The sequence below is a fragment of the Providencia sp. PROV004 genome (genome assembly GCF_011045615.1).
In the GTDB taxonomy this organism is placed as follows: Bacteria; Pseudomonadota; Gammaproteobacteria; order Enterobacterales; family Enterobacteriaceae; genus Providencia; species Providencia rettgeri.
Genome location: NZ_CP042859.1, coordinates 3097462 through 3112993 on the forward strand (window position 1 = coordinate 3097462; position 15532 = coordinate 3112993).

Consider the following 15532-nt stretch of genomic DNA (forward strand, 5'->3'; position numbering starts at 1 on the left):
TTTCATCAAAAAATGTTATCTATTTTTATGGCTATGTTAGCTTTGTATGTCTCACCCTACTTAACTTTGTTAAAAATTCGTTTGTTTGTTGGTGCTATAGCACTATTAAATATTTTATGGCGTGTTAGTATCTTTTCGTGATTAATGCTTTTGTCTGTTTCTATGGGCAGAATATACATAAAACGTATTTATTTGATTTCATAGTAATACAGAAAGGCAATACGCGAATTTAGGTTGCCGTGCTCCTTGAAAACAAGAGATAGAATAACACTTCTATCTTTTGCTAAAGTGGGTATACTTTTGCAACTTTAACGATTTAGCTAACGACTATTGCTGCTTTTATCTCATTGTGACTTTTTGGAAAACAAGAGTAAAAATGAATAGCATTAGTGGTAAAGATAAGCTCCGCGAGGATGTCTGCGTGCCATGAATTTAGACGCTACACCAATTATTACATCACTGCTTGATACCGATGCTTACAAGCTTCATATGCAGCAGGCCGTTTTCCACCGTTACCACCAGGTACCGGTTGTCGCTGAGTTCCGCTGTCGTAGCAGTGAGATCTTAGGTGCTTACGCCGATGAAATTAGGCAACAAATTCAGTTAATGGCTAAATTGTCACTTTCTGATGATGAGCTGAATTTTTTCCGCCGCTTACCTTTCTTCCAAGAAGACTATCTTATGTGGTTAAAGTCATTCCGCTTTAACCCAGAACAAGTCGTTGTCAGTACCACAAATGAAGGTCAGTTAGCGATCCGCATCAGTGGGCCTTGGCGTGAAGTGATTATGTGGGAGGTACCGCTCCTTGCATTGGTCAGTGAAATCATCCAAAAAGATAGGCACCCAAACATTCATCCTGATGATGCTGTTCAGCAACTCAAAAAGCTGCTAAATGTTTTCTATCAACAAGCCGATGAACACCAACTTGATTTGTCTAACTTTAAGCTCATGGACTTTGGCACGCGCCGCCGTTTCTCCTACGACGTACAATCCGCCATTGTTTCAATGCTTAAACAAGAGTTTCCTTATCTTGTTGGGACGAGCAATTACAAACTTGCACACGAATTAGATTTATCCCCTGTTGGCACACAAGCCCATGAGTGGTTCCAAGCCCATCAACAAATCAGCCCTGAGTTAGCAAATAGCCAACGTGAGGCATTGCAGAGCTGGCTTGATGAATACCCTAATCACCTAGGTGTGGCATTAACTGACTGTATCACCATGGATGCCTTTTTGCGTGATTTTGATGCTAACTTTGCGAACCGCTACCAAGGGTTGCGTCATGATTCGGGGGACCCGATCGAATGGGGTGAAAAAGCCATCGCTCATTACCAAAAATTGGGTATTGACCCGATGAGCAAAACGTTAGTGTTCTCTGACAGCTTAGACTTACAAAAAGCACTTGAGTTATATCGTTATTTTCATCAGCGGATTAACCTTGTTTTTGGTATCGGTACTCGTCTAACCTGCAATATTCCACATGTAACCCCGTTGAATATTGTGATTAAGCTCGTCGAGTGCAATGGTAAGCCTGTCGCTAAGCTCTCAGATAGCCCAGGCAAAACCATTTGTGAAGATGATGAGTTCGTCAACCAACTCAGAAAAGCGTTTGACCTACCTAAAATGGAAAAAGCCAGCTAATTAAGTCGCTTTTCCCTAGCTCTGAGTAAGAATTTGCACTTTTCTTGCCCAGAGCTTCAAAACCCCCTTTTTCTTTTATTCACTTACTATTACTATAGCTTTTAAGCTCAATAACCATGCTTCGCTTCAACAGAAATGTTTTATCGCGATTTTTTACTTGTTTCCTAACAAATGGCAAGTAACATAGAGCTTTGGCCCCTGAAAAATGGGTTTAATATTGAAGAAGCCTTATTAATCTGCTTCATCCGCCATTCGCATAATAACAATGTTGTTGTGCCTTTGAACTCGGTGTTGAATATTCCTATTACGAAAGTTGGAATACACCCTAAATAATTCGAGTTGTAGGAAGGCGGCTAGCAAATTGAGCCCTAGGAGCATACATAAGTATGTGACTAGGGTCAGTTTGTGAAGCCAACACACCTACAGCTCGAAGTATGACGGGTTGCAGATGCATAAGATTAACCATTATATAGAAGAGAGTGAATTATATGATAGTAGCGCCTGTAGTCGACGTACTGCAAGGCCGAGTGGCGGTAGGCACAGAAGTCACCGTTCAAGGCTGGGTACGTACAAGGAGAGATTCAAATGCTGGTTTTTCTTTCCTCGCCGTTTATGACGGTTCTTGCTTTAATCCGTTACAGGCTATCATTAATAATAATTTACCTAATTATAATGACGAAGTCCTGCATCTCACAACGGGTTGTTCGGTTGAAGTTACGGGTACCGTAAAAGAATCCCCAGGCCAAGGTCAATCATTTGAACTTGAAGCCACAAACGTTAAAGTGGTTGGTTGGGTTGAAGACCCTGACACCTACCCAATGGCAGCAAAACGCCACAGCATTGAGTTCTTACGTGAAGCAGCCCACTTGCGCCCGCGCACTAACTTAATTGGTGCCGTTGCGCGCGTGCGCCACACTTTAGCACAAGCTATCCACCGTTTCTTTGATGAACAAGGCTACTTCTGGGTTTCAACTCCAGTGATCACTGCGTCAGACACCGAAGGCGCGGGTGAAATGTTCCGTGTTTCCACGCTGGATTACAACAACCTGCCACGTAATGACAAAGGTGAAGTTGACTTTAGCGAAGATTTCTTTGGCCGCGAAGCTTTCTTGACTGTTTCAGGCCAACTGAACGGTGAAGCCTACGCAACAGCAATTAGCAAAGTCTACACTTTCGGCCCAACCTTCCGTGCTGAAAACTCAAATACTAGCCGTCACTTAGCTGAATTCTGGATGGTCGAACCTGAAGTTGCTTTTGCTTCTTTAGACGATGTCGCAGGCCTTGCAGAAAAAATGCTGAAATTCGCCTTCAAAGCCGCTCTTGAAGAACGCCGTGATGACTTAGAATTCTTTGCACAACGTGTTGATAAAGACGTTATCAACCGCTTAGAAAGCTTTGTTAACTCAGACTTTGCACAAGTTGATTACACGGATGCCATTAAAATCCTAGAAACTTGTGGTCAAAAATTCGAAAACCCAGTTTATTGGGGCGTCGATATGTCGTCTGAGCATGAGCGTTACCTTGCTGAGCAACACTTTAAAGCCCCTGTGGTTGTGAAAAACTACCCGAAAGACATCAAAGCGTTCTATATGCGCCTCAATGAAGATGGCAAAACCGTTGCTGCGATGGATGTATTAGCACCGGGTATTGGCGAAATCATTGGTGGATCACAGCGTGAAGAACGTCTTGATATGCTCGATGCCCGCCTTGAAGAAATGGGCATGAATAAAGAAGATTACTGGTGGTACCGTGATCTGCGCCGTTATGGCACCGTTCCTCACTCAGGTTTCGGCCTTGGTTTTGAGCGTTTAGTGGCTTATGTCACTGGTGTCGGTAACGTACGTGAAGTGATTCCATTCCCACGTACCCCAAGAAATGCAGCATTCTAATAACGGTTTTTCTGTATTAATACCCTAATTTACGGGCCAGCTGATGTTGGCCCGTTACTTTTCAGCCCTAATATACTTTCGCTGTACAACTATCTCATCTCGTTACATCGAATTGCAGCCACATGATAACCAGATCACAATTTTTACGTTATCACCTTATTATTCTCCGTAAACAGCCAGCAATCTGCTAGTGCTAAGAATAATCTGCTTTTTAATCTCGCTATTCTCTTTTTACTAGTGATAAATAACCGCTTTACACTCGCTAAACTGCTCAAAAAAAACTCAATTCGTCTTTTGAAAAAGTTCCCTAATTTTTGTAATATTTTTTAAACTGGTAAGATGAGTGATTATTTATTGTTCTGTTTTTTACATTTTGAAACATCTAGTTACCATTTGTTTCAGAATCTTTGATTTTGTAGCACTTTGAGGGTAGATAATTTTATTTAGCAATGGAACACTGGTCGCCGACATAGACGACACTAATCTCTCACAAATAGTTCCAATTATTTTTTGCGAATTATTTTTGGCAGTGGCAGGTGTCCGAATAACACCAATGAGGGTAATAATAATGATGAAACGCAATATTCTTGCAATGGTTATCCCAGCTCTGTTAGCTGCTGGTGCAGCAAACGCAGCTGAAGTATACAATAAAGACGGCAACAAATTAGACGTTTACGGTAAAGTTGACGTTCGTCACTACCTCGCTGACGGTAGCAGCAAAGATGCTCCAAGCCAAGACGGTGATGATTCACGCGTTCGTTTAGGTGTTAAAGGTGATACTCAAATCACTGACCAACTGACTGGTTTTGGTCGTTTCGAGTGGGAAACTAAAACTAACAAAGCTGAAAACGAAGGCGAAAACAAAAACCGTTTAGCATATGCTGGTTTACGTTTTGCTGATTTCGGTTCAATCGACTACGGCCGTAACTACGGTGTGGTTTATGACACGAACGCATGGACCGACGTATTCCCATTATGGGGTGCGGACACTATGGCTCAAGCAGACAACTTCATGACTAGCCGTAACCGTAACCTGTTAACTTACCGTAACAACAACGCGTTCGGTTATGTTGATGGCCTGAGCTTTGCTCTGCAATACCAAGGTAAAAACGGCGACAGCAACCTGTCTTCTGCTGGTATTAAGAAAGATAACGGTGACGGTTTCGGTTTCTCAACTGCTTATGACTTAGGTTGGGGCGTAACTCTGGGTGGTGGTTACTCTAACTCTTCCCGTACTCCAGAACAGCAAAAAATGGCTGACACTGGTGGTAAAAAAGCTGAAGCTTGGAACGTGGGTGGTAAATTCGACGCTAACAATGTTTACTTAGCGGCTATGTACGGTCAAACTAAAAACATGACTCGTTACGGTGCAGGCGGTGACTTTGAGTCAGGTGTTGCTAACAAAACTGAAAACGTAGAGTTAGTTGCACAGTACCTGTTCGATTTCGGTCTGAAACCATCTTTAGGTTATAACCAATCTAAAGGTAAAGACTTAGGCGCATACGGTAACAAAGATTTAGTTAAATATATCTCTGTAGGTTCTTACTACTACTTCAACAAAAACATGTCTGCAGTTGTTGATTATAAAATCAACCTGTTAGATAAAAATGAATTCACCAAAGCGTACGGTATCAGCACTGATAACGTTGTTGGTTTAGGTTTAATTTACCAATTCTAATTATCAGTTAACTGATAAGTTAGAAAACGGTAACATGTTTTTGTAAGCAGCGCTTCGGCGCTGCTTTTTTATTTCTCTTTTTTCATCTCTAGCATAAATTTCTCCTCCACAAAAATACCAGAATTAATACCAGAATTATCAATAAGACAGACTGATTCACCACCTTTATAGATATTTATGGTCAGATTACATGCAATTCCTACCTAGTTCACAAGATCTCGCCAATTTTTGGTAAAACGGTTGGCAAAAAGCCTTTATCACGTTACCCTGAGAACTCGACTCGTTCGACTAAACCCGTTTTCAGCTACACCCGCGAGTTTCGTATGGTCTGGGCAGATTACAAGCAAGGATAGCCAACCGCATTCTCACTTATGCCTTCATACCTTAGGAACTGTGTGGGTACCACTACAGAGCTTTGGAATCGACAACATGTTTGAAAAAATTACTTCTGCCCCTGCTGACCCAATCTTAGGTCTTGCTGATAGTTTCCGTGCTGATCCCCGCGATAATAAAATCAACTTAGGTATTGGCGTCTATAAAGACGAATCAGGGAAAACCCCTGTGCTTGATACCGTTAAAAAAGCAGAAAAATTCCTGCTGGATAACGAAAACACCAAAAACTATCTTGCGATTAGCGGAATGCCAGAATTTGGCCGTGTAACACAAGAACTGTTATTCGGTGCACAACATGAAATTGTCACCTCAAAACGTGCACGTACAGCGCAAGCTCCTGGTGGTACAGGCGCACTGCGTATCGCCGCTGACTTTATTGCCAAACAAACCAATGCAAAACGTGTTTGGATCAGCAACCCAACTTGGCCTAATCACAAAAACATCTTTGAGGCAGCTGGCTTAGAAGTTTTAACTTACAACTACTATGACGCAGCCAACCACGGTATGGATTTTGACGGCATGCTTAACAGCTTATCATCTGCGATAGCGGGTGATGTGATTGTTTTACACGGCTGCTGCCATAACCCAACGGGTATTGACCCAACCGCTGAGCAATGGACAAAACTCGCCGCATTATGTGCAGAAAAAGGCTTATTACCGGTTTTTGACTTTGCTTACCAAGGTTTTGCAAAAGGCTTAGATGAAGATGCCGAAGGCCTGCGCATTTTCACTAAAAACAACCCTGAAATGATTGTGGCGAGCTCATTCTCTAAAAACTTCGGTTTATACAATGAGCGTGTCGGCGCTTGTACCATCATCGCTAAAGACAGTGACAACGCAGAGCGCGCATTCAGCCAAGCGAAAGCCGTTATTCGTGCAAACTACTCAAACCCACCAGCACACGGCGCCGCAGTGGTAACAACCATCCTTTCTGATGACGTGTTAAAAGCTGAGTGGATCCAAGAGTTAACCGCAATGCGTGAACGTATTAAACGCATGCGCCAATTGTTAGTGAAAACATTGGAAGAAAAAGGCGCTAAACAAGACTTTAGCTTCATTATCAACCAAAATGGTATGTTCTCCTTCAGTGGCCTAACAAAAGAGCAGGTAGAGCGTCTACGTAGCGAATTTGGTATCTATGCGGTAAGCTCTGGCCGTATTAACGTGGCAGGCTTAACACTGGAAAACATGGTTCCTTTATGTGACGCTATCGTGAAAGTGCTGTAATTATTCGGATGTATTAAAAATTAAGCATTGAAAACGATAAAACAGCGTTTTTAATATCATGCCAGTCAGTTACGTTACTGACTGGCATTTTTTATAAAAAACTATTTAAGATGGCTAAGGAAGCGCTCCGTTATTTGTACCGCTCCCCAATTCTTCTGGTAATTATCATTCGTGATACTAAGGTCGAGATTTCGCTCATAATCAATGCGCTCTTCAACGAGTAACTGAACCAAGCGATCAATGGTTTGCTCTATATGTTGTTTCGATAATTCCATGTAATTATTGAAATGACGCACCTGCATGACACTATGCATTGACCCAACATGGTTGTTATGAGATAGCGTCACTTGCCTTCCACTCTTTGAGCGATATGTTGTTTCTGCAACCTTAGCAGACAATTGTTTATAACTAACTTCTTCAGTATTAAAATCAATTAGAACCACTTGATTGCGTCCCTCAACATCCGTGATCTTCACATCACCTTTTCCATGACCGCTGACAATATAGAGGTCATCACCTTGAGTTCCCGTTAATTGATCTTCTCCATTTAAAGAGATTAGCACGTCTTGATGCATCCCTTGTGCCAGTAGTACATCATTACCTTGCCCGCCATACAGTACATTTTCACCGCCTAGGGTAATCAGCTTATCGTTACCACTACCCCCCTTAATAATACGCCCTTGTTGAGACATATCCATGACATTATCATTGCCGGCTAAGGTATCAATAAGCCAATTATTTCTCGTGCAATCCTGTTGTAATACAATCCCATCATCTTTCAATGTTAGGTTTAAAGGTCTCGCTCCGTCATTGGCTACCACGCCATTTAATGTGCTTGTAAGCTCATCAATGGGTTTCCAAGTGGTAAACTCCCCTGACTGTTTGGCTTTATGGAGTTTTTCAGAGAGATAATTAACGAGCGGGGTCATCCCGTGGCTCGTGGAGCAGTTAAATTTTTCATCCAGCCGCTCATAGTGGTGAATATTGAATTTACCCTCACCATCATCGATAGAAACCTTAATTTTGACAAGCTTGCCAGCTGATGATTCATAAAACTGGTATTCTGTATCACTCTTTTCAGTTGGCTGATGTTTAAAATTGATTAAATGAATATGGTTATTCCCAATCTGGTCTTTAATATATACCTTACCCGGCTGGTTACCATCGATGATATAGTGGTCATCCCCTACGCCTCCCAATAGTTCATCGTTTCCCTGACTTGATAGCAGCAAATCATCCCCAGACCCACCACTAATAGAGTTATCCCCCGCACCACCATATAAAATATTATTTCCAGCACTAGCTTTAAGATTATCATCGCCATCTCCCCCCAACAGGACATAACTTTCTAATCCTTTATTAATAATAGTGTCGTCACCACTTTGCCCATCAATGACATGCTTTTCAGATAGATACCCTATCGGTAATATAATTTCATCGTCGCTCGTGCTGCTTTCTTTAACTGGGTTTACTGGTGATAAGCGGTTTGCCTGTAAATTGACTTTAAATAAGTTGCTATGCTTATCTTGGATTAAAACAGCATTAGAGATCTTATTACCTACGTTGCTAAATTTAATAGCCAATTTTTTTTGCCCAAATTTATCTACGCTGTATAGCTGCCCATCATCCTTATAGAGTGAATAACCATTCTCTGTAGGTAACAATAGGCACAGGCTGTCTTTATCTGTAAAACTGTCATTTACTTTAGAGAAATCAAACTCAACCTCACCATACTCTTCTTTGCCTTGCACAATTTGATAGGTATCTATTCCATGGCTAACTTCAATATGGCTACCTAATTTTATCAGGGGTAATACGTTGTTTTGACTATTTCCACGGTAAGTTAAATGATTAGCATGGCCTATTGGCACAAACCATCCCCATGTTGGCTTTTTATAATGACGAGATTGGTTTATCGTTATGATCCCCGCAGATTCATCTATTTTGACGGATTTTCCTTCTGTAGAGGGAAGTTGATCACTTTCTTGTACATAGCTTAAGCTGAAATACTGGTTAGGATGTTTTTCATCTATCACTGTTGTCATCACCCAACCATCAAGTGTTTGTAGCTGATATCCATGATGCGGTGCCTTCAACGCCGCATCTTGCACATTTTCGAGGACAATGGTGACTTCACTTTCCACATGTTGAAAAAAATGGCCATCAATACTACTTTTTGGTTGTTTGAGGGTTAAAACCAAGTGGTTGCCGTCAATTTGAACGTGCTTTATTTCATCTAGAAAATACTCTAAAGTGGCTCTGCTTTGTAAATAATTAGATTCTTTAATAACCACCTTTGCCTGAAACTGATGGCTACCTTCTGTATAGCTAGGGTTAAGAGACTTTCGCGTTTTAACTGCTTTCTCTTTTCTGTCGAAATAACGCTCTGTAAGGTACAAGTCATCAACATGTTCAAGCCACTCATAGCGGCGAATATGATAGTTGTCATTTCCATCACCACCAGCTGCAATTCCTTGCGTTAAAATGAGTTTATCATCCCCTTCTTTACCCTCTAAGATATCCTTACCTAGTCCACCATCCAGTATGTTTGCAGTGTCATTCCCCTGTAAATGATCATTGCTATTCCCCCTGACCATCACATTTTCCATATTTTGCAAATGCGCAACGGGAATAAAAGGATGATCCCCTCCTCTTTGGTAATGCAGCCTATTTTCGTTTAAGTCTACAGACACTCGGTAGCCATCGGGTAGGTTATCAATAATGACGATATCCTGCCCTCCTTGACCGTCAAGGTACTTAGTCGGCTTGTTATCTTCTCGCGATGTTAACGAGGCTAAACAGCTATCTCGGATAAAAAATAGATCGCTCTCATCTCCTCCCGCAAAGTATTTCTCACCTGATAACACCTGAAAGGCATTTTTTTGTACTTTTTTACCAATGACAACATCATTACCATTCGCTGTATTCCAGCTGGTTCCTTCGCTATTAGTATTTTCAATATATAACGCTGTCCGCTGGCTGTTATTCACTATATGCTCACTAAAAGCACGTTCGTTTTCTCTGAGCATATGTTGCCCTAAGACGCCAAACTCCGTTTTTTTCGAATAAAAACTAATTTGTTCCGGGTTAGAATTTATTAACTGATATTGCAGGGGTAATGATAATTCATTATCTAAAATTTGATGTCGTGCTTTAAATGCCTCAAATAACGGGCTCTTATAAGCAGAATTTAAAGAGTAACGCTCGTGAGTGGCGATACTTCCGATATTTTTAAGGTCAAATACCGCTTTCTCTTTTGATTGAAGGCGAAAATTATGGCGAATAGACCAGCCCATTTTTTCATATAAAACCTTTAAATTTTTAAACCACGCGGTGGTTCTGACAATTTTATTTTTTAAAATAAAATCAATCTCATCAGCCGTAAATGTGGGAGCCCCTTTACGTACAAACCGCACAGAAGTATCCCCCGCCCCCATATATAGATTTCCCAGCTTACCGTAGAAATAATTACCATAATTATCAACTAAATAATATTTCGGCTCATTTTCATAAGTCGGCTTTTCAATAATACTGAGGTGATGAGCAAATCCTGCCTGTAGAATATTATTTTCAAATAAAGCTAGATCCATATGCCAATCTTGCTCTTTGAACGCATTAATATAATGCTGTATATTCATCTCTTGCTGGCTACGTAAGGTTGGGTCTAAGCCTAAAGCACCGCGGATCCCTTCTTCTAATTCACGATCCCAATCAATATCAATAACTTGTTTGATGTTTTCAACCGCACGAACGCCGCTATAAATCCAGCCTCCTACCAGTAAGATCCCACCAATAACTAGCCCAGCAACTGGAATTGTAGAAGACCCCACTAAGATACCAATAACGGTGACCCCATTGATCACCGCACTCGCAATAGAGAAAGAAGCATTCACAATAAGGTCTTGGCGCTGTTTAGGGTCTGTTACACTGTCCAGTTTAGATAAGCTGTCGTAAGCTTGATAGATATCAATTCCCATCCCCACCAAATTGAAAATCACCACCGTCCCCGTGGCGATCCTCGCGCGGACTAACGAAGTCGCACCCTTACCTGATGCGATATTTAATAGCATTGGTTGCACTATCATATCGCCATAATTAAATAGAGCAGACGCAGCAAGTAAATAAAACTGTTTTTCTAGCTCTTTAATTTCTTCGTCACTAAGATCTGGGTTATCTAATTTGTCCAAAATTGCATACGCGCTGATCAGGCTTTGGATAGCACCGGTTGCGCCCATTAGTTGACCAGCACGATTGGCTATGCGCTGAAATTGAGGAAGCTTATGACCTGCTTGACGAACCTTAGCTAAAGTGGAAGGCGCTATAGTCTCCTGTTGAGCATCAACATTATTCACTAAATATTTAAACTGTCTTTTCAATACCCCCGATTCAGCAAAATTAACTTGGCGCTCGACTAGCTGATGGATATCTGCTGATTTTAATTGCTCATGGAACACTTTAATGAAAGCGAGATCTTCTTTTCCACCTTCCATCAGTGTGAAATACATCGCTAGTTTATCAGGAGAAAAACGGATTTTATTATGTAAATCAATGGATTTTAGGTCGCCTAGAGAAATCGGTTTTCCTTTAATAGTTGCACCAAGTTGTTGTAATTTGGCAAAAGCAATTTTTTCACCATTGAGCGTGACCCAGCGGTTTTTTGGTAGTGTAAATTCAGCTTGGTCAATAATTGTTTGTCGTTGGTTACGCATAGAAGACAATACGGTTTTAAAACCTGTCGAATCCAAGTCAATAAACTGGAAGTCTGCTCTAAATTCGCCATTAGAAAGTTGGAGGTTTTCACTAAAATAATGCTTAATTTTCCGTTGGAATTGCTGCTGAGCTTGCTGAGAAGATCTGTTTTTTACACTTAACTGAATCCCTTGAGGATCAAATAAGCTGATTTCATAACCTCCATTACGTTGCACATGAGTGACGGTGTAAGTTACCGATTTCCCCTTTAAGAATATTATTACATTATTCGTATCTGTAACTGCTGAAAACAGATTTCCTATCGGTTGATCCGCTATTGATATTCCATTTTTGTGAACTTCAATATTAATATATTGGCTATACTGTTCCATCTTTTTCAACAGTGATCTTTCTGCTGATGTCGATGTATTTTTCACTATAGCTTGCTCTATTTGCGATTTACGTTCAATAAAGTCTCGTGCTAAATGACCGTCTGCTAAATAAAATTCAATCGCGTATGTCCCCCCCAACGTTTGATCCATACCTCGGTTTTGAGAGCCAGAACGAATAACCCCATGGTTCAGTAACTCAACCTTATTACCATACATTAATTGTTGGTTAAATTGTGCCAATCGCTGTGCTTGGCTTTGTTCATAAAAATAAAACGCTTCTGTAAAAGAATATTTTTTGAATGGTGCATTTTCCCCAATAAAATTAGCTGAAGATAGTTCACTAAACTCATTTAACCTATTGTTAAATGAAATCAGTTTATGATTATCAGTCACTAACTCTAAAATTTTACCTTTATCTATTCTATCCCCAGCAGGAAATAGTTTCATTAATATATTCTGCGAACGCTCACTTAAGTGATTTAATATTGATAAATCATTTTTTATCGCGATCAATAATGTCTGAATATCACTCGCTTGTTGTTGATAACTACTTGATATTGAGGGTTCTAAGAGCAACTCTAGTGATAATATATTCGTTTCAGCGTTTTGACTTAGATATTCATTTAGTTTTCGGTTAACTAACGGGTCTGATACTGCAATTTTTAATTTTTTAATATCTATATTTCCATTTCCATCTGAAAAATACGTCAATAAATAAGCGTGATCTGTCTTATTGATATCTTGAATAGAAATTTCTTTTAACGCTATTTTTTCTAGTAATACAGTTAGCTGGTGGTGTGGCTGCCACTCTAATTTGGCAAACGGTTTACCGAAATTATTTTCAATATTATCAATGTATCCACTTTGAGTTTCTTTACCTTCAATAAAATTTCGCACAGCGATAGGAATACTTTTCTTACGCTGTATCTCTCTACTTGCATTAATATAGCTATCCGATATTTTTCTTTTTGGATTAAAGTATTCAGCATATTCCCCTTCACGCCAGTTAGCATTAAGAGGAGCACGATATCCCTCATTGATTAATAACTGTTGAAAATTTGAAAGGCTTTCAACATCATTAATAATAACCGCACCCGATGAATTCATTTGGAAATATGTACCTATCGACTGACGTGTTCCTGATAATTTATTTTTTCCTTTTAATTTATCCGGTAAGAAAAAAGTAATCGGAAAGTTATCTTTCATCACACTTCCAGGATTGGCATCATCAGCCCCATGATGTACTAACTCTAATCCAATGGGGCGCTCTAATTTTTTATTTAACTCTTGATTAATCTCCTTGATTTTTGCATTCGTAATACCATTATCTTTCCCCTCTCTTTTATTATATTCAGCTTCATTGTGATAAAGCTTTTTCTGTTCATTTGTGAGTTCATCATAGTTAACACTCGCTTTCCACTCTTGCCATGAAGGCATTTCTGACACTTTAACGTAATGCTCTAGCTCAGAAACTGGATAGATAACACTAAAGAGATCATAATCTGCTGTCATAGCTTTCCCTGTTTTAGGGTCACCGACTACCAGGAAAGGAGCTGTTTTATGACCAGACTGATAAAAGACTTGCCATAACTTAGTTTCTCCTCGTGTTATATTATTCAGAATAAAACTATGTGGTACATTATCCACTTTGGCAGTTGTTCTTCTTATATGGTCCCCCCTGCCTATATCCTCCAATGAAGTCACAGCCCCATATTTAAGTAGCTCATTCATACGCTCATGAGTTACTTCAAGTATTACCGGCTTTGCATGCCCTTGCTCAATAGACTGCGTTATATAACCATTATATTTTTCTTGCTCATCCCGGCCTGATTTTTTAGCAAACTGCTGCAAAATAGGAATAAAGCCACTATGAGGCCCCCAATCTGAACTTTTACCTTTAATCATGAGCCCTTTACTGCCATATAAGCCAGAAGCGATTAAACTTGTCGATTTATAATCAATAGGTCGCATACCTATAATAACATTATAGTCATTAGCAACTTGCGTAATGGCTCGTTGATGATTTTCTGGGATCCCTGTAATAGCCTTAGGTTCATTACTGGATAACGGTTTTAAATGCAAGTTGGTACGAATATAATCCCTTGCAATGTTTTGGTTATTATGGCTTTTATTGATATTTTCAAAGGTCTTGATGTCGAAATTTTTATTTATCGAATATATTTTATATCCATCTTGAGAGATAAAAACATCTTTTTTAATTTTTGCTATAGTTTCAGGATTATTAATTATCCGTGTATAAAGGTCTTGTCCATCTAAAATATCCGTATATGCTATAAACTCTGTGCTCCCTGTGACAACCTTAATTTTTAATAAACAATTTTCCGGATTAAATTCTTTATATATTATTTTACACTTACTCCCCTTCTTCTGATAAGTGATTCCCCTCTCAGCTAAAAGTACATTTTCAGTTATTTTTAAACTGGTATTATTTATTTTTTTAAAATCAATCCAACTATTTCCATTTTTTACAAACTCACTAACAGCTATATTATAATCATTCTCAAAAATAGGTATTTTGCTTTCTTTAGCAATTTTCTTAATATGACTATCTAAATAAGAAAAAAAATCAACCTGTTTGTTAATCATCGCAACACCATAATTAGGGTCAAAGAATTTATATTCCCATGATTTATTTTTATTGTTATACTTTGCGCTAACAACAACTACGTGGTTACCTAAAATCAATTGATAATAGAGTGGTGTTTTATTTTTAGCTGTATGGCCAATAACGACGTCCTTAAACCTCTTGACTGTCGTTCCCTTTAATGTATTGAATGAATAATTCTGATGTATATTATTTCCTTGAACACCTCGTTTTTTATTTATTAATTCTAACTTTAAATAATTATCTCTATTAACACTTTCAGATATCGAATCAATAAAAAAATTTGCATCAGAGACGGAGTATTTATTTCCTAATACCTCCCCACCCCGAATAAATCTATCTTTTAATTTTAAAAATATAGGGTCAGAACTAATAATCTCTCCTTCCTTTGTATTAAAGAAATCTTCTCCTACATATAGTGCATTGATATATTCTTTAAGTTTTATTTTTTGAGATTCATAAAGATACTGATAATACACTTTATCTTTTTTATTTTCATTTACTGCTTTATTAAAATTTTTATCAATTATATCATTAAGATAATCACGAAAAACTCTATTATTAATTTCATCATAGGCTAGGCTATCAAAATAAGTTTTATTCCTTAATGTGTTATTATGAATTCCCTGAATTTTAATAAAACCATAAATATAGTCATTCAATAAAACTTGGGCGTGCATTTTCAAAGCATCATACTTTACTTTATCTATTGCAGATAAACCCTCGCTATCAAAATTAATAATATCATATAAATAATTCAATTGCTGAATGTAATCAGCACCTTTATTGTTTATTTCATAGATTAAAAACTCATTTGTCAACCCATAACAATAACCTGGTGATTGGCTATGATTGATACCATACTCAGTCATCATATTGATAAAAAATGTTTTGTTTTTAGGAGCATTAATATAATTATATAAATTATATTGCATGAAATTAATAGTTTGGTCATTTTCTTTCATCTAGTAATTATCCATAATTATTATTTAAAATA

5 protein-coding genes are annotated in these 15532 nt (G+C 38.8%); 4 read left to right on the forward strand and 1 reads right to left on the reverse strand.

Translation table 11 applies throughout. The features are described from left to right. Positions 1 to 426: 426 nt before the first annotated feature. From pncB to FVA69_RS14080, 4 genes are all read left to right on the forward strand, one after another. Positions 427 to 1641 carry a nicotinate phosphoribosyltransferase gene (pncB, locus tag FVA69_RS14065; protein ID WP_164528974.1) on the forward strand — a complete coding sequence of 405 codons (1215 nt, stop codon included), beginning with the start codon at positions 427 to 429 and terminating at the stop codon, positions 1639 to 1641. 488 nt (positions 1642 to 2129) lie between these two features. After that, a complete protein-coding gene (asnS, locus tag FVA69_RS14070) occupies positions 2130 to 3530 on the forward strand; it encodes an asparagine--tRNA ligase (RefSeq protein ID WP_164528975.1) in 1401 nt (466 codons plus the stop codon). A 571-nt stretch (positions 3531 to 4101) separates the two neighbouring features. After that, the gene (locus FVA69_RS14075) at positions 4102 to 5208 is read left to right on the forward strand and encodes a porin (RefSeq protein WP_110732273.1); all 1107 of its coding nucleotides are present in this window, start codon (positions 4102 to 4104) and stop codon (positions 5206 to 5208) included. A 429-nt stretch (positions 5209 to 5637) separates the two neighbouring features. Further along, positions 5638 to 6828, forward strand: a complete 1191-nt coding sequence (locus FVA69_RS14080; protein ID WP_164528976.1) for an amino acid aminotransferase — start codon at positions 5638 to 5640, stop codon at positions 6826 to 6828. 101 nt (positions 6829 to 6929) lie between these two features. Here FVA69_RS14080 and FVA69_RS14085 read toward each other — a convergent pair whose 3' ends face one another. Next, the gene (locus FVA69_RS14085; RefSeq protein ID WP_164528977.1) at positions 6930 to 15500 is read right to left on the reverse strand and encodes an anthrax toxin-like adenylyl cyclase domain-containing protein; all 8571 of its coding nucleotides are present in this window, start codon (positions 15498 to 15500) and stop codon (positions 6930 to 6932) included. Between the last annotated feature and the right edge of the window lie 32 nt (positions 15501 to 15532).

What these genes read in the sequence shown, in the direction of transcription:
- pncB (WP_164528974.1), top strand. Translation starts at nt 427, where the DNA reads ATGAATTTAGACGCTACACCAATTATTACATCACTGCTTGATACCGAT.
- asnS (WP_164528975.1), top strand. Translation starts at nt 2,130, where the DNA reads ATGATAGTAGCGCCTGTAGTCGACGTACTGCAAGGCCGAGTGGCGGTA.
- FVA69_RS14075 (WP_110732273.1), top strand. Translation starts at nt 4,102, where the DNA reads ATGAAACGCAATATTCTTGCAATGGTTATCCCAGCTCTGTTAGCTGCT.
- FVA69_RS14080 (WP_164528976.1), top strand. Translation starts at nt 5,638, where the DNA reads ATGTTTGAAAAAATTACTTCTGCCCCTGCTGACCCAATCTTAGGTCTT.
- FVA69_RS14085 (WP_164528977.1), bottom strand. Translation starts at nt 15,500, where the DNA reads ATGAAAGAAAATGACCAAACTATTAATTTCATGCAATATAATTTATAT.